Consider the following 17,999-nt stretch of genomic DNA (forward strand, 5'->3'; position numbering starts at 1 on the left):
TTGCCTTTTTTTTCGCCTATCATCACGGTTCAGTGGGTAACCCCGCGCCCTGACCCGTTACGGATATATATGGCCCGCCGCCTTTCCCGCCCGCCTGTAATCGCGCCCCTGGCCCTGGCCTGCTGCTGCGCCATGTCGTTTTCTCACGCCGCACGGGCGCAGGCGGTGGCGCCGGTCACGGCACCCGCACCCGTGTCGCCGGATGCCGCGTCGCTGTTCGCGCCGCCCGCCCCGCCAGTGGTCGCGTCGGGGCCGCTGACATTCGCCCCGCTGGTGCGGATGGTTGGACCGGCGGTGGTCAACATCGCGGTAACGCAGGACGCCACCGGCCAGCGCAACGGACAGCGCGTGCTGCCGAGCGTGCGGGGCACCCCGTTCGAGCATAAATTCCGCGAACGCATGCGCTCCCACGGGGAGGAAATGCTGGGCGCGGGATCGGGATTCATCATCGACCCCGACGGCATTGTCGTCACGAATACCCATGTCGTGGGCGATGCGGACCACATCACCGTCTCGCTGACGGATGGAACGGAACTGCCCGCGCACCTGATCGGCAGCGACGACCTGACGGATATCGCCGTCATCAAGGTCCAGCCCCCCCATCCCCTGCCCTTCGTCAGGTGGGGCGACAGCAGGCTGGTGAATATCGGCGACTGGATCATGGCGGCGGGCAACCCGTTCGGGCTGGGGTCATCCGTGACGGCGGGCATCGTGTCCGCCCGGGGACGCGATATCGGGACCAGCCCGTTCGACGACTTCCTCCAGCTCGACGCGCCGATCAATCCCGGCAATTCGGGCGGGCCGTCCTTCAACCTCAGCGGGCAGGTGGTGGCCCTCAATACCGCCATCGTCTCGCCCACCGGGGGATCGGTGGGAATCGGTTTCGGCATCCCGTCCGAAATCGTCGCCCCGATCGTGGAGGAACTGCGCCGCAACGGGCATATCGACCGTGGCTGGCTTGGCGTCACGCTGACGGACGGGGGCGACACCCATGTGCCGGGGGTGGAAATCGTGGGCATCGACCGGGGTGGCCCGGCGATGAAGGCGGGCCTGCATATCGGCGATTACATCACCGCCGTGAATGACGAGCCCATCGACAGTTCACGCATGCTGATCCGTTCCATCGCCGCGAAACGCCCGGCCTCGACCGTCGTGCTGCATATCCGTCGCCGCCATGACACCCTGGCCATCCCGGCGGTCGTCGGATACCGCCCCGACGACACGGACGACTGAACCGCGCGGGCGCGGTCCGTCCGCCCCTTAACGGCCGGGCCACCAATCCATATGTAACATCGGTAATGTCCGCGCGCCGCATCCGCTCTGGCCTTGTCGCGCGACGGGCGTAGAATGACAACCGGACTGCCGATCAGTGAGGTAACGTGCATATTCTTGTGGTGGAAGACGACCCGACGGTTCGCAACTTCGTGGCCAAGGGCCTGCGCGAGGCAGGCCACCTGACCGAACTGACAGACAATGGCAAGGACGGGCTGTTCCTGGCAGTCAGCGAGAAATTCGACCTCATCATCCTCGACCGGATGCTGCCGGGCGGGATTGACGGCCTGCGCCTGCTGGAGACGATCCGCGCGCAGAACAACACGACGCCCGTGCTGCTGCTGTCGGCGCTGGCGGATGTGGATGACCGCGTGCAGGGACTGAAGGCCGGCGGCGACGATTACGTGACCAAGCCCTTCGCCTTCAGCGAACTCCTCGCCCGGGTGGAGGCGCTGGGCCGGCGCGGGCGCACCGAACAGGTGCCGCAGACCAAGCTGGTGGTCGCCGACCTTGAAATCGACCTGCTGTCGCGCACCGTGCGCCGGGCGGGACAGAAAATCGACCTGCAGCCGCGTGAATTCCGCCTTCTGGAATATCTGACGCGCCATACGGGGCAGGTCGTGACGCGCACCATGCTGCTTGAAGGGGTGTGGGATTACCATTTCGACCCGCAGACCAACGTGATCGACGTCCATGTCTCACGCCTGCGGCAGAAGGTGGACAAGCCGTTTGGCACGCCGCTGATCCATACCATCCGCAACGCGGGATACATGCTGCGTGCGGAATGACGTGGCCCGGCGGGCGGGACATCGCCACCCGTGAAGGATCCCGCCCCCCTGCATGACACCGCGCCGTGCAGGCCGCGGCTGCGGGCGTTCCGCTCCGCCAGCCTGCGCTTTTCGCTGGCTTACGGGGTGCTGTTCGCGTTGTCGTCCATCCTGTTCATGTCCTTCATATGGTGGGGGACAATCGGCTTCCTCGAACGTCAGGTCGAAACCGCGATCAACGCCGACGCCCGCGCGCTGGCCGAACGCTGGGTCATGGGGGGCGTGCCCACGCTGGCCCTGACGATCGAGGACCGGCTGGAGCAGAACCTCGACGATGACGCGATCTACATGGTGATCGATCCGGAGGGGAATTACCTTGCGGGGAACGTGTCGTCATGGCCGGCGAAGGTGGAATATACCGACCGCTGGTACTCCCTGCCGGATACGCGCGCGGGGCTGCGCGGGCTTGCGGAACTGCATGCCTATCGCCTGCCGGGCACGGCGCAGACCCATACGGCGGGACAGCTGGATAGCGGATACAAGCTGCTGGTGGGGCGCGACATGCGCGCACGCAGCATCCTGCGCCGGCTGCTGACGGATTCGCTGTTATGGGCATGGGTGATGGTCACGCTGCTTGCCGTCAGCGGGGCGATGCTGGTCCACCGCATCTTCCGCCGCATGGTCAAGACGGTGGCGCGCACCACGTCGGCCATCGCCCACGGCGACCTGAACCGCCGCATGCCGCTGGTGGGCAACGGGGACGAGATGGACCAGGTGGCCGAGGCCATCAACGAGATGCTCGACCGGATCGTGCGCCTGATGGACGGCGTGCGGGAGGTTTCCAATTCCATCGCCCATGACCTGCGCACCCCCATCACGCGCGCACGCACGCAGCTGGAGGACGCGGCGCTGCATGCCCGCGACGCCGATGAACTGCGCGCGGCCATCGAACGCGCGGTCGGCAACCTCGACAACATCACCGCCGTGTTCGAGGCCCTGCTGCGCATCGCGCAGATCGAGACGGGGGCCCGCCGTTCCGCCTTTGCCACGTTCGACCTGCGGCCCGTCCTGTTCGATATCGCAGACCTGTACGATGCCGTGGCCGAAACGCACGGCATCGGGCTGGAGCTGGACATGGATGACGTCCTGCCCTTTTACGGCGACCGTTCCCTGATCCAGCAGGCGGTGGCCAACCTGCTGGACAACGCCATCAAGTTTTCCCCCGAACATTCGACCGTCCGCCTTTCGGCCCATATCGCCCCCGTCGCCACGGGGCGCCTGGTCACGCCCGCGGGCGGCGCGATCCTGAAGGTGGAAATCCGTGACCAAGGAATCGGCATGACCGACGAGGACATGGAACGCGCCACCGAACGGTTCTTCCGCGCCGAAAAGGCCCGCAACACGCCAGGGTCCGGGCTGGGGCTGGCGATGGTGCGGGCCATCGTGCACCTGCATGGGGGGGAAATACAGCTCTCCCGCCAGCAGCCGGGTCTCGTGGTCCGGCTGCTCCTGCCGGTCGCGTCCTCCGCTCTGGCGGAATACGGATATGACCCGTTCGACGACGACATGCCAGACATGACACGAACTTCACATTTCTCCCATCAGCACGACACCAACAGTGACGTATTATAGGCGCATGAGCATGCAACCGGTCACGGTCCCCGCCTTTTTTGTGATGAGCCTCTGCCTGTGTGGCCATCCCGGGGCCGCCATGGCGGGCGACAATGTCGCCACCACCGGCGTCGCCCGCGCCAGCGGGGACAAGCCCGTCATCATCACCAGCGACACCCCTGCCTTCTGCAACCGCCTGATCGGCATCATCGATGCCTATGGCCCCGGACTGCCCCACGACATCGACGACCTGCGGGCGCAGGGCGCCGACCTGTGCCGGGAGGGACATGTGCGTTCGGGCATCATCAGGCTGCGCCGCGCGCTGGTCGAACTCAAGGAAACCACACATTCATGACCGATGCCCTGTCCCCCGTGCGCGCGTCCCGGCAAAACCGGGCATGGCGACATGGCCCGCGTGGCCTTTTTTCCGTTCTTCTGATCGGGGCAGGCATGATGGGTACCGCCATGTCCGCCCATGCGGCCACCGCCACGACAGGTTCCGCCATGACGTCCGATGATACCAACACCAAGCTGATGCTGTCGGCCACCGGCACCGTGCATGCGCCCCCCGACAGGCTGACGGCCGTCTTCTTTGCCGAATCCACCGCCCCCACCGCCGCAGGCGCACAGGGACAGGTCAATGCGCAGGTGGACAAGGCCATGACGACAATGCGGGCCATCACGGGCCTGACCATCAGTGCGGAATCCTATTCAGTCCGCCATCAGGACGCCGACCCCCATGCCAGTCGCCCGGCGCAGTGGGTCGCGCGCCAGACCATCCGTGTCAGCGCGACGGACGGCAGCATCCTGCTTCCGCTGCTGGGCCGCATCCAGTCGGAAGACCTTGCCCTGTCGCAGCTGGACTGGTCGCTGTCACGCGATCGCCGCACGGCGCTGGTGCAACAGGCGGAAGGGCTGGCGCTGCATGAACTCCAGCAGCGCGCCCACGCGGCGGCGGCGGCGCTGGGTCTGAAGATTGCGCGGATCGAGTCGGTCACGCTGAACGATCAGGAAATGCCGCGCCCGATGCCCATGATGATGATGGCCGCGCGATCGGCGGTCGCCGCCCCGCAGGCCCCCGCCGCCGATCAGGACGTCACGGCGCAGGCGGATGCAACCTTCGTGCTGCATCCGTAACCGGCGGGCATGAAAAAAGCCCGGGTCGGATGACCCGGGCTTTCGCATGATCGGACCTGCCGCCAGACGCGTATCAGCGCGGGGCGAGGACCATGATCATCTGGCGATTTTCGAGCTTGGGCATATGCTCGACCTTCGCGATTTCGTCCATTTCATTGCGAACGCGCTCCAGAACCTTGATGCCCAGATCCTGATGCGCCATTTCGCGACCACGGAAACGCAGCGTTACCTTGACCTTGTCACCTTCGCCAATGAAGCTCTTCATCGCCCGCATCTTCACCTGGTAGTCATTTTCGTCGATATTCGGACGAACCTTGACTTCCTTGATTTCGATGACTTTCTGCTTCTTGCGGGCTTCGTTGCGCTTCTTCTGCTGCTCGTACTTGAACTTCCCGTAATCGAGAATCTTCGCGACGGGCGGCTCGGCGTTCGGGCTGATTTCCAGCAGGTCGAGACCCGCTGCATACGCGCGCGCAAGGGCGTCACGCATCGGCATGATTCCCAGCATTTCGCCGTCTGCATCGATCAGGCGGACCTGCGGAACGCGTATCTCCTCATTGACACGGGGCCCCTCTCGGTTCGGCGGAGTGGGCATCGGGGGTCTGGCTATGGTCATCTCCTGTGACTGTGCATTCAGATATCGGCGTGATAACCGCCGGCGTCCCACGCCAAAATGCGCCCGAACCCGGACGGAAACGATGGCATGTGGCCCTGCGGACTCTGCTGATGTGGCAATATGTGGCGCAAACACAAGGGCCAGATCAAGTCCCGTGTGCAATAACCCGCACGGGGCCAGCCATGCGTGGCTTGCACGCAGCCCCCTGCCAGATGCAACCGGCGGAATGTTTCAGGCGACCGATCCGTGAAACATTATGAAACGGTCCGTGGGAAACGCTTTTCCACAAGGCCCCGCACGAACGCCGCCTTTTGGAAAAGGCGGCGCCCGCAGACCTTTAACCGTCTGTTATCAGTCAGTTAGCCGGAAAACGCGTTGCGTCGGGGATGCCCTATCGCAGGTCCGGCGGGGTGGCCTCGTGCGCAAGGGCCGTCACCGCTTCGTCAAGGGACAGTATTTCCTGCGCCTTGCCGCCAAGGCGACGCAGGGCGACGGTCCGTTCCTCCGCCTCCTTGCGGCCGACCACCAGAATGACGGGCACGCGCGCCAGGCTGTGTTCGCGAATCTTGGCGTTGATCTTCTCGTTGCGCACGTCGGCTTCCACCACAAGGCCCGCGGCCTGCAGCTTTTCCACCACCTCGCGGGCATAGGGTTCCGCGTCGGTGACGATGGAGGCGACGACGACCTGCACCGGAGCCAGCCACATCGGGAAACGCCCGGCATGCTGTTCGATCAGGATGCCAAGGAAACGTTCGAACGAACCAAGGATCGCGCGATGCAGCATGACGGGACGGTGCCGCGCACTGTCCTCGCCCACATAGGACGCATCGAGCCGTTCAGGCAGCACGTAATCGACCTGCAGCGTCCCGCACTGCCAGTCGCGGCCGATGGCGTCACGCAGCACGAATTCCAGTTTCGGGCCATAGAACGCGCCTTCGCCCGGATTGTGCTCATAGGTCACGCCCGCCATGTCGCATGCGACCTTCAGCGCATTTTCCGCACGGTCCCACGTCGCGTCGTCACCGGAACGCTGTTCGGGACGGTCGGCGAATTTGACGCGGAAATGCTCGAACCCGAGGTCCTTGTACACCGATGAAAGCATCCGCACGAAACGTGCCGTCTCGTCCGCGATCTGGTCCTCGGTGCAGAAGATGTGGGCGTCATCCTGCGTAAAGCCGCGCACCCGCATGATCCCATGCAGCGCACCCGACGGCTCGTAACGGTGGCAGGCCCCGAATTCCGCCATGCGCAGCGGCAGTTCGCGATACGAACGCAGCCCGTGGCGGAAAATCTGCACATGGCACGGGCAGTTCATCGGCTTGAGCGCGAGGGTCTTGTCCTCGTCCTCCACCGTGGCGATGAACATGTGCTCGCGATACTTGTCCCAGTGGCCCGATGCCTCCCACAGGCCGCGATCGACCAGCTGGGGGGTGCGGACCTCCTGATATCCGTTGCGGTTCTGCGCGCGGCGCATGTAGTCCTGCAGCACCGAATACAGCCGCCAGCCCTTGGGGTGCCAGAAGATCTGGCCCACCGCCTCCTCCTGGATGTGGAACAGGTCCATCTCGCGCCCGATGCGGCGGTGGTCGCGGCGCTCGGCCTCCTCAAGCTGGTGGAGGTGCGCGTCGAGTTCCTTCTGGTCGCGCCATGCCGTGCCATAGATGCGCGTCAGCATGGGGTTGCGATGGTCGCCGCGCCAATACGCCCCGGCCACCTTCATCAGGCGGAACGCCTTGCCGATGTCGCCCGTGGTACGCAGGTGCGGCCCACGGCATAGATCCAGCCATTCCCCCTGGCGGTAGATGGAGATCTCCTCATCCGCGGGCAGATCGCGGATCAGTTCGGCCTTGAAACGCTCGCCCCGGTCCTCGAAAAAGCAGATCGCTTCCTCGCGCGGCCATGTCTCCCGCGTGAAGGGGGTGTTCGCGTCGATGATTTCGCGCATCCGTGCCTCGATGCGGGGGAAATCCTCCGGCGTGAAGGGCTCGTTGCGATAGAAATCGTAATAGAAGCCGTTTTCGATCGACGGGCCGATCGTGACCTGCGTTCCCGGCCACAGCGACTGCACCGCCTCGGCCAGCACGTGGGCGGCGTCGTGGCGGATCATCTCCAGCGACTCGGTATCCTTGCGGGTGATGAAACGGACGCGCGCGTCGTGGTCGATGCTGCGGCCGATATCCATCAGGCGGCCATCCACCTCCATCGCAAGGGCCGCGCGCGCAAGGCCCGCGCCAATGGACTGCGCCACCGTAGTGCCCGTCACCGCCCCGTCAAAGCGGCGTACGGATCCGTCAGGCAGGGTGATGGCAGGCATGTTCTGGTGCTCCGAAAAAAATATGTCACGCTGTAATGGCGTCAGCCGAGCGCGGCTGCAACCCTGTCGATGTGCAAAGTGGCCAGATCATGCGCCCGCAGCACCCGCACCTGTCCCGGACCGCGCCCCATCGGCGCGCTCAGCGCGGGGTCGCCCGCATGCGAAAACAGCACGACACAGGGCGCGCCCATCGCGGCGGCAAGGTGCATGGGCCCGGTATCGTTTCCCACCGCAACCGCGGCCCGCGCGGCGATCCCGCCCAGTTCCAGCAGGCTGGTGCGCCCCGTCAGGTCCAGCGTCGCGTCGCATGCGGCGGAAATGGCGGCCGCCAGCGGCGCGTCCGCCCCGCCGCCGACGACGACCGGCCGCAGTCCCCGTGCCCACAGCCGCGACGCAAGGCCCGCGAAACGTTCGACGGGCCAGCGCTTGACGGGATGGCGGGGCGACGTGCCGGGCACCAGCAGCGCATAGGGTCCGGGCAGGTGCGGCCCATGCGCCGCAAGCCACGACAGGTCCGGCTCCGGCACCTCCGCGATGCCGGCACGGCGCAGCTGGTCGCGCTGGCGGGCGCGGTTGTGCATGGCCTGACGCTGCGGATTGTCGTGGCGGGCGCGGGCGCCACGGGCGATGCCCGACCACGCATCATGCCCCGAAAGATGGAAATACCGCGTCGTCCGCCGCGACGTCTGAAGGTCGTAGATGAAATCGTACCGGCGCAGCAGCCCGCGCATCGCCATGACCGCGCGCAGGTTATGCCACGGCGCGCGGGGATCGACCTCCACATGGTCGAACCACGGTGATGCCCGGGCGAGTTCCACGAACGGCGCGGTCGTCAGCAGGGTGACGCTGTCATGGCGGTGATGTTCGCGAATGGCCGCGAAAGGCGCGAAGGACTGGACGAAATCACCCAGCGCGCTCAGGCGGATGACAAGGATACGCTGCATGCCGGTACCTATCGCCCCATTCTCCGGCCCGCACAACCCGAAGGCCGCCCGACTTCCATCAGGGTGCGGCCGGGTCGGCCTCCAGCAGCGAAAGGTCCTGCCGGGCGAGGTCCGCCTCATGCGAATCGGGCGCCAGCGCGATCACCTCCTGCCAGTTGGCGCGCGCTTCCTCCAGCTTGCCCTCACGTTCATTGAGAATGCCGCATTCCAGCGCGGCGGCCACATTGTGGGGCGATTGCCGCAGGGCGCTGGCGATATCGGCGGCGGCAAGGTCGATATGGCCGAGTTCGCGGTTGGCGGCCGCGCGCGTCACCAGCGCATCGACCCGCAGCGTGGCATCGTCCGGCAGCGGCGTCAGGTCGGATATCGCCTGCTGCGCCATGCCCATGTTCACCGAAATGCGGGCATGGATCACATGCAGCGTCATGTCGCCCGGATCAAGCCGCAGGCCATAGGCCGCGCTGTCGAGGGCCTGTCGCGGGCTGTCGTTCGCCTGCCATGCCCGCGCGGCCTCCTCCGCCACATGGGCGCGGCGACGCAGGGAGTCGGGCGTGTCATGGGCGATGTCATCCACCGGGGCGGCGGGCGTGGCCTGCCTTTCCCTTGCGGTCGGGAAGGGAACCTTTCCCTGATTCGCGGGCTCCCCAAGGGGCCAGTGCGCGACATGCGACAGGCGGTCCAGCGTCCCCGCCGCGTCGCCCACGTCGCCCAGCGCCATTTCCGCCAGCGCGCCGCAGTACTGTGCCTCCGCGCCGCCGCCATGTTCCTGCCAGTCCTCGGCGTAATCGCGGGTGCCGTCGGGATCGTCCGACAGGTGCGACTGGCACGTGGAAAAGGAAAATCCGCGCCCCTCCGCGCCTGTCGCGCCGCCCTGCCCCGCTGCAACCGGGGCGGCGGGATGAAGGGCCGTCCCGTCCTGGCGCGCATGCGTGGCGCCGCTTTCATCCGGGGTATCGCGCGCCACGGTGGTCGCGCGCGCGGCGATCGCGGCAGTGCCTGCCGACTCCAGCGCCACGACGATCATTCCCAGTTGCATGGCACGCATGCACAGCCCGGGCCAGCGCATGGCGGACGCGCCGTGAAACGCGGAACGCCGGGCGGAAAACCGGATGCAGGCCGACGGAAACATGCATGGAAAAGTTATCATAATGATTCCTTCGTCCTCCCCTGCCCGGCCAACGTCAAGTACCTACACGCGATGATACCCCAACATGTTGCAACAGGCGGTGCAGAACTGTCGCTTACGTGATACATATTCCGAAATGGAATTCGTGACCACGCGCCCTGTCATCCTTCAGGTCCTGCCAGCCCTTGAATCAGGCGGCATCGAACAGGGCACCATCGAAATGGCCGCCGCCATCACGCAGGCCGGCGGCACGGCCCTGGTCGCCAGCGCGGGCGGACGGCTGATCCCGAAACTGCGCTATGTCGGCGCGACGCCGGTCCATCTGGACCTGCGGGCCAAGAACCCGTTCTCCATCCTGCGAAATTCGCTGCGTCTGGCGCAGATCATACGCCAGTATTCCGTAAGGCTGGTGCACGCACGCTCACGCGCGCCGGCATGGGCTGCGGCCTCCGCCTGCCGCCGGACGGGCGTGCCGCTGGTGACGACGTGGCATGGCGTATATGGCAACAACATCCCCGGAAAGCGGCGGTACAACGCCGTCATGGCATCGGGGCAGCGGGTCATCGCCGTCAGCGAATACATCGCCCACAGGCTGCGCACGGAATACAGGGTAGGAGATGACCGGCTGCGCCTGATCCCGCGCGGGGCGGACGTGACGCGCTTCGACCCGCAGGGCGTGCGTGGCAACAGGGTGCAGGGACTGCTGGACAAATGGGACCTGCCCGATCAGGCCGCCATCATCCTGCTGCCCGGACGGATCACGGCGTGGAAGGGGCAGATGCTGCTGCTCGACGCGCTGGCGCGGATGGAACGGACGGGGGGATGCGGGCGGGAATGGGTCTGCGTCTTCGTCGGCGATGCAAAGGAACGCGACAGGCACACGCAGGCGCTGGTGGAACGCACGAAGGAGACGGGACTGCGTGAACGGGTGCGCTTTGCCGGTCACTGTCCGGACATGCCCGCCGCCATGATGCTGGCGGACCTTGTGGTCGTCCCGTCCCTGCGGCCCGAACCCTTTGGCCGCGTCGTGGTGGAGGCACAGGCCATGGGCCGTCCCGTCGTGGTCGCCGCCCACGGCGCGGCGCTGGAGACGGTGGAAGACGGGGTGACGGGCTTCACCTTCCCGCCCGGCGACGCCATCGCCCTGGCGGAGGCGATACGCACGGCCCTGGGCATGACGCCCGAACAGCGCGCGGCCATGGCCGCCACGGCGCGGGAAAACGTGATGGCGCATTATACCAGCCACGGCATGCAGTATGCGACGCTGGCGGTCTATGACGAGCTTCTTCATGCCGGACTGGCGGAGGCCTTCCTCCATAACACCAGCACCCCGATGCATGATTACGACCTGACCCAGCAGGCCTCGTGACCGGGGGCTCAGTCGGAGACATACGACGCCGTAGCACCAGCATGGCATGTCGCGTGCCATGCGGCATTGATCTGCCGCACGGGTCATGGCGGAAGCACCGCAGCCACCCCGTCACGGCATATGCCATATGCACACAGGGGATTTACAAGCCGCAAGGCGATTGAAATTCTCGTGCAAGAATTTCATGGATACGCCATGCAACCGGATGACGTACGATCCGCAGATCATAACAAACAGGAATTTCGGGGCCTCAACATGAGCGATACACTTTCTGTCCAGACGGAGGCCCCGCAGCGGGACCAGGCCACAACGGCGCCAGCCACGTCCGCCACGTCACATCCCGACCTGCGCACCGTCGATACGGACCCCGATTTCTGGTTCCCGGTCGCATGGTCGTCGCAGGTGCGCAAGGGAAAGGCGTTTGGCGTACGCTATGCCGGCGTGCCCATCGCGCTGGTCCGTCCGGAGGAAGGCAGCGTCTTTGCGCTCTATGACCGCTGTCCGCACCGTCAGGTGCCGCTGAGCAAGGGCACCGTCAACGGACAGACCGTGCGCTGCTGTTATCACGGGTGGGCCTTCGGGCGGTCGGGACGCTGCATCGACGTTCCGTACCTGGGCAAGGGCAAGCTGCCCAACGGCGTGCGCACCTATCCCTGCCGCGAGGCCGGCGGCCTTGTCTTCATCTTCCCCGGCGATCCGGAAAAGGCGGACACCGTTCCCTTCCCCAAGCTGGGAAGCGTGGACAACCCCGCCTACAAGACCAAGCATTTCAGCCCGCGCGTGGACTGCCACTACACGTTCATGCACGAAAACCTGATGGATATGAACCATCAGTTCCTGCACCGCCGCCAGATGGGCCAGATCAAGGCGCGTTTCCTGGGGCAGGACAAGGGCGAGAACTTTATCGAGGCCCGTTACAGCTTCATGCGCAGCGCGGGCCAGCAGCCGCTGGCCGAACGCCTGATCTTTGGCAAGCACAAGGACCTCAAGGGCGCCGAACAGCCCGTGGAGGAGGTCGTCACCATCCGCACGACCTATCCGTACCAGACGCTGCAGATCCACGACAAGGATGGCGACCTGATCATGGACCTGTGGGTCGCCTATGTCCCCGTGGACAAGGACCAGCGCGTCACGCAGTCCTTTGGCCTGCTGTCGGTGCTGCGCCCGCAGACGCCGCTGCTGATCGACCTGATCTGGCCCGCGCTGGGCTGGTTCACCAACCGCATCTTCCTTGAGGACAAGGATATCGTGGAACTGGAACAGCAGGCATGGAACGAACAGGGCGGCGACCGCAACGTGGAAATCTTCCCCGTGGTCAAGGCGCTGCGCGAACTGCTGGTGCGTTGCGGCGTTCCGGCCGGCAAGGGCATGCCCGAAACGGCGAACCCCGCCCCCGCCGGCGCGGCCTGATCCCCTCGCCCCCCTGACATCCCCGCCCCGCCGCCATCCACGCGGCGGGGCCAGACGGTTCCCGCCCGCATGACAGACGCGTCCCCGCCGCCCGATACCGGCCACGATACAAGCAAGGCACACAGCGCGCGTGCCGAGGCCAGCCGCCTCGCCCGCCAGCAGCGCGAGGCACAGGCCCTGCGTGACAACCTGCGCCGCCGCAAGCAGCAGATGCGCGCGCGCGCCACGCCGGACACAACGCCACCATCTGACGGCACGCCCCGGACATAAAGCACGCCCCCCGGCGCATAACACGATTGCGCGACTCGACCACCTTCGCTAGTGGTCGCTGCCTGCCCGCGTGGGACATGCCCGCCCCGATGCATGAAGAAAGGGACCTCATGCCAATAATGCCTGACTCCTGGATTCGCCGCATGGCCGTCGAATCCGGCATGATCGAACCTTTTGTCGAAAAACAGAACCGCGAGGGCGTGATTTCCTACGGCCTGTCCTCCTACGGCTATGACGCGCGCGTGGCGTCGGAATTCAAGATTTTCACCGATGTGGACAACGCGGTGGTGGACCCCAAGAACTTTGCGGAAAACAGCTTCGTCACCCGCCATGGCGACTGCTGCACCATCCCGCCCCACAGCTTCGTCCTGGCGCACACGGTGGAATATTTCCGCATCCCGCGCGACACGCTTGTCGTGTGCCTTGGCAAATCCACCTATGCCCGGTGCGGCATCATCGTCAACGTGACGCCGCTGGAACCGGAATGGGAAGGCCAGGTCACGATCGAAATCAGCAACACGACCCCCCTGCCCGCGCGCATCTATGCCAATGAGGGCATCTGCCAGTTCCTGTTCTTTCAGGGCGCATCACCGTGCGAGGTCAGCTATGCGGACCGGGCGGGAAAATACATGGGACAGCGCGGCGTCGCCCCGCCACGGATGTAGGAGAGCAGGGCAATGGACCGTTTCATCATCCGCGGCGGACACCGCCTTCATGGCGACATCGTCATCGGCGGGGCCAAGAATTCGGCGCTCAAGCTGCTAGTCGCGGGGCTTCTGACCTCCGAACCGCTGATCCTGTCGAATGTCCCGCGCATCGCGGACATCCGCACGATGCGCACCCTCCTGCAGCAGCATGGCCTTGTGGTGGAGGACCTCGACGGGACGGGATCGGTGCTGTCCGTCGGCGGGCCGATCACCAATACCGAGGCCCCCTACAACATCGTCTCCAAGATGCGGGCGTCGATCCTTGTCCTCGGCCCGCTGCTCGCACGCTGCGGGGAGGCGCGGGTCTCCCTGCCCGGCGGATGCGCGATCGGCACGCGCCCGGTGGACATGCACCTCAAGGGGCTGGAGGCGCTGGGCGCTAAGATCACGCTGGAAAATGGCTATATCAACGCCCATGCGTCCGGTGGCCTGACGGGCGCGCGCATCATCCTGCCGTTCGCATCGGTGGGGGCGACGGAAAACCTGCTGATGGCGTCATGCCTGGCAAAGGGACGCACCGAAATCGTCAACGCCGCGCGCGAACCTGAAATCGGCGACCTTGTCGGCTGCCTCAACGCCATGGGCGCGCGCATCACCGGCGCGGGCAGCGGGACGCTGGTGATCGAGGGCGTCGATGCGCTGCATGGCACCGAATACCGGGTGATGCCCGACCGCATCGAATGCGGCACCTATGCCTGCGCCGCCGCGATTACCGGTGGTGACCTGCGCCTGATCGACGGGCGGGCCGAGCATCTTGGCGCCGTCGTGCGTGCGCTGGAGGAAGCAGGCGCGGAAGTCTTTCAGGAGGAAGGGGCGCTGCGCGTGCGGCGCACCGGCGCGTTGCGCGGCGTGGACATCATGACCGAGCCCTATCCCGGCTTTCCCACCGACATGCAGGCGCAGTTCATGGCGCTGCTGTCGGTCGCGGAAGGGGCGTCGATGGTTACGGAAACGATTTTCGAAAACCGTTTCATGCATGTCCCCGAACTTAACCGCATGGGCGCGCGCATCAATGTGCACGGGTCGTCCGCCATCATCCGTGGCGTGCATTCCCTGTCGGGCGCGCCGGTCATGGCGACCGACCTGCGGGCTTCGTTCTCGCTGATCCTCGCGGGGCTTGCCGCCCATGGGGAGACGATCCTCAGCCGCGTCTATCACCTCGACCGCGGGTACGAGGCGGTGGAACGCAAGCTGGCGCAGTGCGGGGCGCAGATCGAACGCGTCGCGGGCTGATCCGGCGCGCGCGGGCACCCATCCGGTGGCCCGCGCCCCCGCGTAATCCGCACGGCAGGTCGCCGGAATGGGCAATTCCGGTGAAAAGCGCCCTTTCTGCATGGGGGCGGAGTGTGGTATGCGCCCCTGCGACATTATTGCGCCTGTCACGCCATTTGTGATGCGGTCCGGGCGCGTTTGCACTTGTGCGGAGAATGCAGTGACCGTCCTGACCCCGGCCTCCAGCTTTGTTCCGGAAACGGATAGCCCGATCATCATCGCCCTGCCAAAGGGGCGTATCCTCAGGGCTGCCGCCCCCCTGCTGAAGGCGACAGGCATCGTACCTGCCCCGGATTTCACGGATGAAAGCAGCCGGCTGCTGCGCTTTTCCACCAATGACCCGCTGCTTGACGTGGTGCGGGTGCGTTCCTTTGACGTGGCGACGTTCGTGGCCTTTGGCGGGGCGCAGGTGGGGCTGTGCGGGGCCGATGTGCTGATGGAATTCGATTATCCCGAAATCTATGCGCCGCTGGACCTGCGCATCGGCGGATGCCGCATTTCCATCGCGCAGCCGCGTGGCAGCCACCAGTTCGATGACCAGCAGCAGTGGTCGCAGGTGCGCGTCGCGACCAAGTACCCCTCCGTCACGCGGCGGCATTTCGCGGCGCAGGGGATCAATGCCGACATCGTGCACCTGCATGGCGCGATGGAACTGGCCCCCGTGCTGGGGCTGTCGCACCTGATCGTTGATCTGGTGGACACGGGATCCACCCTGCGGGCCAACGGGCTGGAGGAGGTGCGCACCATCGCGCATGTCACCAGTCGCCTGATCGTCAACCGCACGGCCTTCAAGACGCAGCCCGAACGCATCGGGGGCATCATCAACCGTTTCCGCCAGGCCCTTGCGTCCGGCACGACACAGTCCGAGGGATAACACCCGGCCATGAACCGCCTTGATACCAGCAGCCCTGATTTCCGCGCCGATTTCGCACGACTGCTGGCGGACCGCGACAGCGACACCGCGCGGGTCGATGGCCCCGTTACCGAAATCCTTGCGGCAGTGCGTCGCGATGGCGATGCCGCGCTGTGCGAGTTTACCCGGCGGTTCGACCGCATGGATGTCACGCCCGCGCGCCTGCGCATTTCCGACGCGGAAATCGACGCCGCCTGCGCGGAGGTGCCGCTGAAGCTGCATGCGGCGCTCGACGTGGCGGCGACCCGGATCGAATCCTTCCACCGCGCGCAGCTTCCCGCCGACCTGCGCTATGTCGATGCGCAGGGGGTGACGCTGGGCATGCGCTGGACGCCGCTGGATGCGGTGGGGCTGTATGTTCCGGGCGGCACGGCGGCCTATCCCTCCTCGGTGCTGATGAATGCGCTGCCCGCGCGCGTCGCGGGGGTCGCGCGGCTGGCCATGTGCGTGCCGACGCCTGACGGCGTGCTCAACCCGCTGGTGCTGGCCGCCGCCCGCCGCGCCGGGGTAAGCGAGATTTACCGCGTCGGCGGGGCGCAGGCGGTGGGCGCGCTGGCCTATGGCACCGCGACCATCCCGGCAGTCGATCGCGTGGTAGGGCCAGGCAACGCCTATGTGGCTGAGGCCAAGCGCCAGGTCTTTGGCCGGGTGGGAATCGACAGCATCGCCGGTCCGTCTGAAATCGTGATCGTGGCGGCGGACGCCAACGACCCGCGCGCCCTTGCGCTCGACCTGCTGGCGCAGGCGGAACATGACCCCATGGCGCAGGCCGTCCTGATCACGCCTGATGCCGCGCTGGCGCAGGCGGTGCAGGACGCGGTGGAGGCCGAGCTGCGCACGCTGCCACGGGCGGAAATCGCCAGGGCAAGCTGGGACGCTCACGGCGCGATCATCACGGTGCGCGACCTGGACGAGGCGGTCGCGCTGGTCAATGAAATCGCGCCGGAGCATCTGGAACTGGTGATGGATGATCCGAAGCCGGTCTTTGACAAGGTGCGGCACGCGGGCGCCATCTTCCTTGGCCGTTACTGCCCGGAGGCAATCGGCGATTATGTCGGCGGCCCGAACCATGTGCTGCCCACCAGCAGCACCGCGCGCTTCGCCTCCGGCCTGTCGGTGTTCGATTTCCTCAAGCGCACGACCTTTATCGACGCCAAGGCGGACTCGCTGCGTGAAATCGGGCCCGCCGCCGTGGCGCTGGCGCAGGCCGAAGGGCTGGACGCGCATGCGCTGAGCGTGTCGGTCCGGCTGGAGGATCTGGCGCGCGGGTCGGGTAAAGCTTGACCATGGGGGAACAATCCCCACATATCCACCCTTGTATTCCTGTCGGCGCGGCGCGGAAGTTTTTTCCGCGTCGCGCACGGCCTTTTTTCACCATACCCAACCAACACGATTGAAGGATACGATGTCCAAGGAAGACATGATCGAATTCAGCGGCACGGTTACCGAGCTGCTCCCCAACGCCATGTTCCGCGTCAAGCTGGATAATGAACACATGATCCTGGCCCACACCAGCGGCAAGATGCGCAAGAACCGCATCCGCGTCCTGGCCGGGGATCGCGTGAACGTCGAAATGACCCCCTATGACCTGAGCAAGGGTCGCATCACGTTCCGTTTCAAATAAGACGGACCGTCCGATCATGACCCGGACCCCCGGTTCCTCCGCCACGGGAACGGGCGCGCAGCTTGTTCTTGCCTCTGCCTCGCCCCGGCGTCTTGATCTCCTGCGGCAGATCGGCCTGACCCCCGACCGGGTCATTGCCGCCGATATCGATGAAAGTCCGATGCAGGGGGAACTTCCCCGTGCCTATGCGCTGCGCATGGCCGAAGAAAAGGCCGATGCCGTCGCCTCCTCCCTTGATGTTCCTGCCCTTGTGATCGGGGCCGACACGGTGGTTGCAGCCGGAAGGCGTATCCTGCCCAAAGCCGAGGACGCGCCGACCGCGCGGCGTTGCCTTTCGCTGCTGTCGGGGCGTCGCCACTGTGTCCTGACGGCCGTAACGCTGCGTCCCACCGCCGCGTGGACGCAGGGACGCGCCAGCACGCGCATCGTCAGCAGCACCGTCGCGTTTTCCCGCCTTACCCCCCGCCAGACCGAGGCCCTGATCGCCGCCGGTGACTGGCAGGGGAAGGCCGGCGGCTATGCCATTCAGGGCCATGCCGCGGCCTTCGTGCGGTTCCTGTCGGGCAGCTATTCCGGCGTGGTCGGCCTGCCGCTGTTCGAGGTCGCGCAGATGCTGCGCGGGCAGGACGGGGACTGGATTGCGTGAG

18 protein-coding genes are annotated in these 17,999 nt (G+C 66.0%); 14 read left to right on the forward strand and 4 right to left on the reverse strand.

Annotation, left to right across the window (positions count from 1 at the left end; translation table 11 throughout):
* Nucleotides 1-132 precede the first annotated feature (132 nt).
* The 5 genes from NJLHNGOC_RS03955 (at nt 133) to NJLHNGOC_RS03975 (ending at nt 4,787) form a co-directional block, all read left to right on the forward strand.
* Nucleotides 133-1,233 (forward strand): S1C family serine protease, encoded by a 1,101-nt coding sequence (locus tag NJLHNGOC_RS03955; RefSeq protein WP_239021318.1) that lies wholly within the window; start codon nt 133-135, stop codon nt 1,231-1,233.
* A 146-nt stretch (nt 1,234-1,379) separates the two neighbouring features.
* Complete coding sequence (locus NJLHNGOC_RS03960) at nt 1,380-2,060, forward strand: response regulator transcription factor (RefSeq protein WP_110528922.1); 681 nt, start codon at nt 1,380-1,382, stop codon at nt 2,058-2,060.
* 156 nt (nt 2,061-2,216) lie between these two features.
* On the forward strand, nt 2,217-3,671 hold the full coding sequence (locus tag NJLHNGOC_RS03965) for a sensor histidine kinase (RefSeq protein WP_338045543.1): 1,455 nt from the start codon (nt 2,217-2,219) through the stop codon (nt 3,669-3,671).
* 4 nt (nt 3,672-3,675) lie between these two features.
* Nucleotides 3,676-4,005 carry a hypothetical protein gene (locus NJLHNGOC_RS03970; protein ID WP_113595215.1) on the forward strand — a complete coding sequence of 110 codons (330 nt, stop codon included), beginning with the start codon at nt 3,676-3,678 and terminating at the stop codon, nt 4,003-4,005.
* A complete protein-coding gene (locus NJLHNGOC_RS03975; protein WP_113595216.1) occupies nt 4,002-4,787 on the forward strand; it encodes an SIMPL domain-containing protein in 786 nt (261 codons plus the stop codon). Before NJLHNGOC_RS03970 ends, NJLHNGOC_RS03975 begins: the two co-directional genes overlap by 4 nt.
* 73 nt (nt 4,788-4,860) lie before the next feature.
* Here NJLHNGOC_RS03975 and infC read toward each other — a convergent pair whose 3' ends face one another.
* From infC to NJLHNGOC_RS03995, 4 genes are all read right to left on the reverse strand, one after another.
* On the reverse strand, nt 4,861-5,382 hold the full coding sequence (infC, locus tag NJLHNGOC_RS03980; protein ID WP_113595217.1) for a translation initiation factor IF-3: 522 nt from the start codon (nt 5,380-5,382) through the stop codon (nt 4,861-4,863).
* Nucleotides 5,383-5,794: 412 nt separating this feature from the next.
* The gene (thrS, locus tag NJLHNGOC_RS03985; RefSeq protein WP_113595218.1) at nt 5,795-7,717 is read right to left on the reverse strand and encodes a threonine--tRNA ligase; all 1,923 of its coding nucleotides are present in this window, start codon (nt 7,715-7,717) and stop codon (nt 5,795-5,797) included.
* Nucleotides 7,718-7,758: 41 nt separating this feature from the next.
* A complete protein-coding gene (locus tag NJLHNGOC_RS03990) occupies nt 7,759-8,661 on the reverse strand; it encodes a glycosyltransferase family 9 protein (RefSeq protein ID WP_113595219.1) in 903 nt (300 codons plus the stop codon).
* Between the two features lie 58 nt (nt 8,662-8,719).
* Nucleotides 8,720-9,808: a tetratricopeptide repeat protein gene (locus NJLHNGOC_RS03995; RefSeq protein ID WP_206059704.1), complete on the reverse strand. Its 1,089-nt coding sequence runs from the start codon at nt 9,806-9,808 to the stop codon at nt 8,720-8,722.
* Between the two features lie 115 nt (nt 9,809-9,923).
* On the opposite strand from NJLHNGOC_RS03995, the gene NJLHNGOC_RS04000 reads away from it, so the two are divergent.
* The 9 genes from NJLHNGOC_RS04000 to NJLHNGOC_RS04040 all read left to right on the forward strand — a co-directional run bounded on the left by NJLHNGOC_RS04000 (nt 9,924) and on the right by NJLHNGOC_RS04040 (nt 17,998).
* The gene (locus NJLHNGOC_RS04000; protein WP_113595317.1) at nt 9,924-11,156 is read left to right on the forward strand and encodes a glycosyltransferase family 4 protein; all 1,233 of its coding nucleotides are present in this window, start codon (nt 9,924-9,926) and stop codon (nt 11,154-11,156) included.
* Nucleotides 11,157-11,411: 255 nt separating this feature from the next.
* On the forward strand, nt 11,412-12,566 hold the full coding sequence (locus tag NJLHNGOC_RS04005; RefSeq protein WP_239021320.1) for an aromatic ring-hydroxylating oxygenase subunit alpha: 1,155 nt from the start codon (nt 11,412-11,414) through the stop codon (nt 12,564-12,566).
* A 69-nt stretch (nt 12,567-12,635) separates the two neighbouring features.
* Nucleotides 12,636-12,836: a hypothetical protein gene (locus NJLHNGOC_RS04010; protein ID WP_113595221.1), complete on the forward strand. Its 201-nt coding sequence runs from the start codon at nt 12,636-12,638 to the stop codon at nt 12,834-12,836.
* 110 nt (nt 12,837-12,946) lie between these two features.
* The gene (gene dcd / locus NJLHNGOC_RS04015) at nt 12,947-13,501 is read left to right on the forward strand and encodes a dCTP deaminase (protein ID WP_110529103.1); all 555 of its coding nucleotides are present in this window, start codon (nt 12,947-12,949) and stop codon (nt 13,499-13,501) included.
* 12 nt (nt 13,502-13,513) lie between these two features.
* On the forward strand, nt 13,514-14,776 hold the full coding sequence (murA, locus tag NJLHNGOC_RS04020) for a UDP-N-acetylglucosamine 1-carboxyvinyltransferase (RefSeq protein WP_113595222.1): 1,263 nt from the start codon (nt 13,514-13,516) through the stop codon (nt 14,774-14,776).
* A 160-nt stretch (nt 14,777-14,936) separates the two neighbouring features.
* A complete protein-coding gene (gene hisG / locus NJLHNGOC_RS04025) occupies nt 14,937-15,689 on the forward strand; it encodes an ATP phosphoribosyltransferase (RefSeq protein WP_110529099.1) in 753 nt (250 codons plus the stop codon).
* 9 nt (nt 15,690-15,698) lie between these two features.
* Entirely contained in the window at nt 15,699-17,012 is a 1,314-nt protein-coding gene (gene hisD / locus NJLHNGOC_RS04030) for a histidinol dehydrogenase (RefSeq protein WP_113595223.1), read from the forward strand.
* A gap of 121 nt (nt 17,013-17,133) precedes the next feature.
* Nucleotides 17,134-17,352 carry a translation initiation factor IF-1 gene (gene infA, locus NJLHNGOC_RS04035; protein ID WP_003622234.1) on the forward strand — a complete coding sequence of 73 codons (219 nt, stop codon included), beginning with the start codon at nt 17,134-17,136 and terminating at the stop codon, nt 17,350-17,352.
* A gap of 16 nt (nt 17,353-17,368) precedes the next feature.
* Nucleotides 17,369-17,998, forward strand: a complete 630-nt coding sequence (locus NJLHNGOC_RS04040) for a Maf family protein (protein WP_113595224.1) — start codon at nt 17,369-17,371, stop codon at nt 17,996-17,998.
* Nucleotide 17,999 lies beyond the last annotated feature (1 nt).

Origin of the sequence: Novacetimonas cocois (assembly GCF_003311635.1) — a bacterium.
In the GTDB taxonomy this organism is placed as follows: domain Bacteria; phylum Pseudomonadota; class Alphaproteobacteria; order Acetobacterales; family Acetobacteraceae; genus Novacetimonas; species Novacetimonas cocois.

Excerpts from the sequence above, each read along its gene's own strand:
- murA (WP_113595222.1), top strand. The coding sequence starts at position 13,514 with ATGGACCGTTTCATCATCCGCGGCGGACACCGCCTTCATGGCGACATC.
- NJLHNGOC_RS04005 (WP_239021320.1), top strand. The coding sequence starts at position 11,412 with ATGAGCGATACACTTTCTGTCCAGACGGAGGCCCCGCAGCGGGACCAG.
- hisG (WP_110529099.1), top strand. The coding sequence starts at position 14,937 with ATGCGGTCCGGGCGCGTTTGCACTTGTGCGGAGAATGCAGTGACCGTC.
- infA (WP_003622234.1), top strand. The coding sequence starts at position 17,134 with ATGTCCAAGGAAGACATGATCGAATTCAGCGGCACGGTTACCGAGCTG.
- NJLHNGOC_RS03975 (WP_113595216.1), top strand. The coding sequence starts at position 4,002 with ATGACCGATGCCCTGTCCCCCGTGCGCGCGTCCCGGCAAAACCGGGCA.
- NJLHNGOC_RS03970 (WP_113595215.1), top strand. The coding sequence starts at position 3,676 with ATGAGCATGCAACCGGTCACGGTCCCCGCCTTTTTTGTGATGAGCCTC.
- NJLHNGOC_RS04010 (WP_113595221.1), top strand. The coding sequence starts at position 12,636 with ATGACAGACGCGTCCCCGCCGCCCGATACCGGCCACGATACAAGCAAG.
- NJLHNGOC_RS04040 (WP_113595224.1), top strand. The coding sequence starts at position 17,369 with ATGACCCGGACCCCCGGTTCCTCCGCCACGGGAACGGGCGCGCAGCTT.
- NJLHNGOC_RS03990 (WP_113595219.1), bottom strand. The coding sequence starts at position 8,661 with ATGCAGCGTATCCTTGTCATCCGCCTGAGCGCGCTGGGTGATTTCGTC.
- NJLHNGOC_RS03955 (WP_239021318.1), top strand. The coding sequence starts at position 133 with ATGTCGTTTTCTCACGCCGCACGGGCGCAGGCGGTGGCGCCGGTCACG.
- thrS (WP_113595218.1), bottom strand. The coding sequence starts at position 7,717 with ATGCCTGCCATCACCCTGCCTGACGGATCCGTACGCCGCTTTGACGGG.
- NJLHNGOC_RS03995 (WP_206059704.1), bottom strand. The coding sequence starts at position 9,808 with ATGATAACTTTTCCATGCATGTTTCCGTCGGCCTGCATCCGGTTTTCC.
- NJLHNGOC_RS04000 (WP_113595317.1), top strand. The coding sequence starts at position 9,924 with ATGGAATTCGTGACCACGCGCCCTGTCATCCTTCAGGTCCTGCCAGCC.
- hisD (WP_113595223.1), top strand. The coding sequence starts at position 15,699 with ATGAACCGCCTTGATACCAGCAGCCCTGATTTCCGCGCCGATTTCGCA.
- dcd (WP_110529103.1), top strand. The coding sequence starts at position 12,947 with ATGCCAATAATGCCTGACTCCTGGATTCGCCGCATGGCCGTCGAATCC.
- infC (WP_113595217.1), bottom strand. The coding sequence starts at position 5,382 with ATGCCCACTCCGCCGAACCGAGAGGGGCCCCGTGTCAATGAGGAGATA.
- NJLHNGOC_RS03965 (WP_338045543.1), top strand. The coding sequence starts at position 2,217 with ATGTCCTTCATATGGTGGGGGACAATCGGCTTCCTCGAACGTCAGGTC.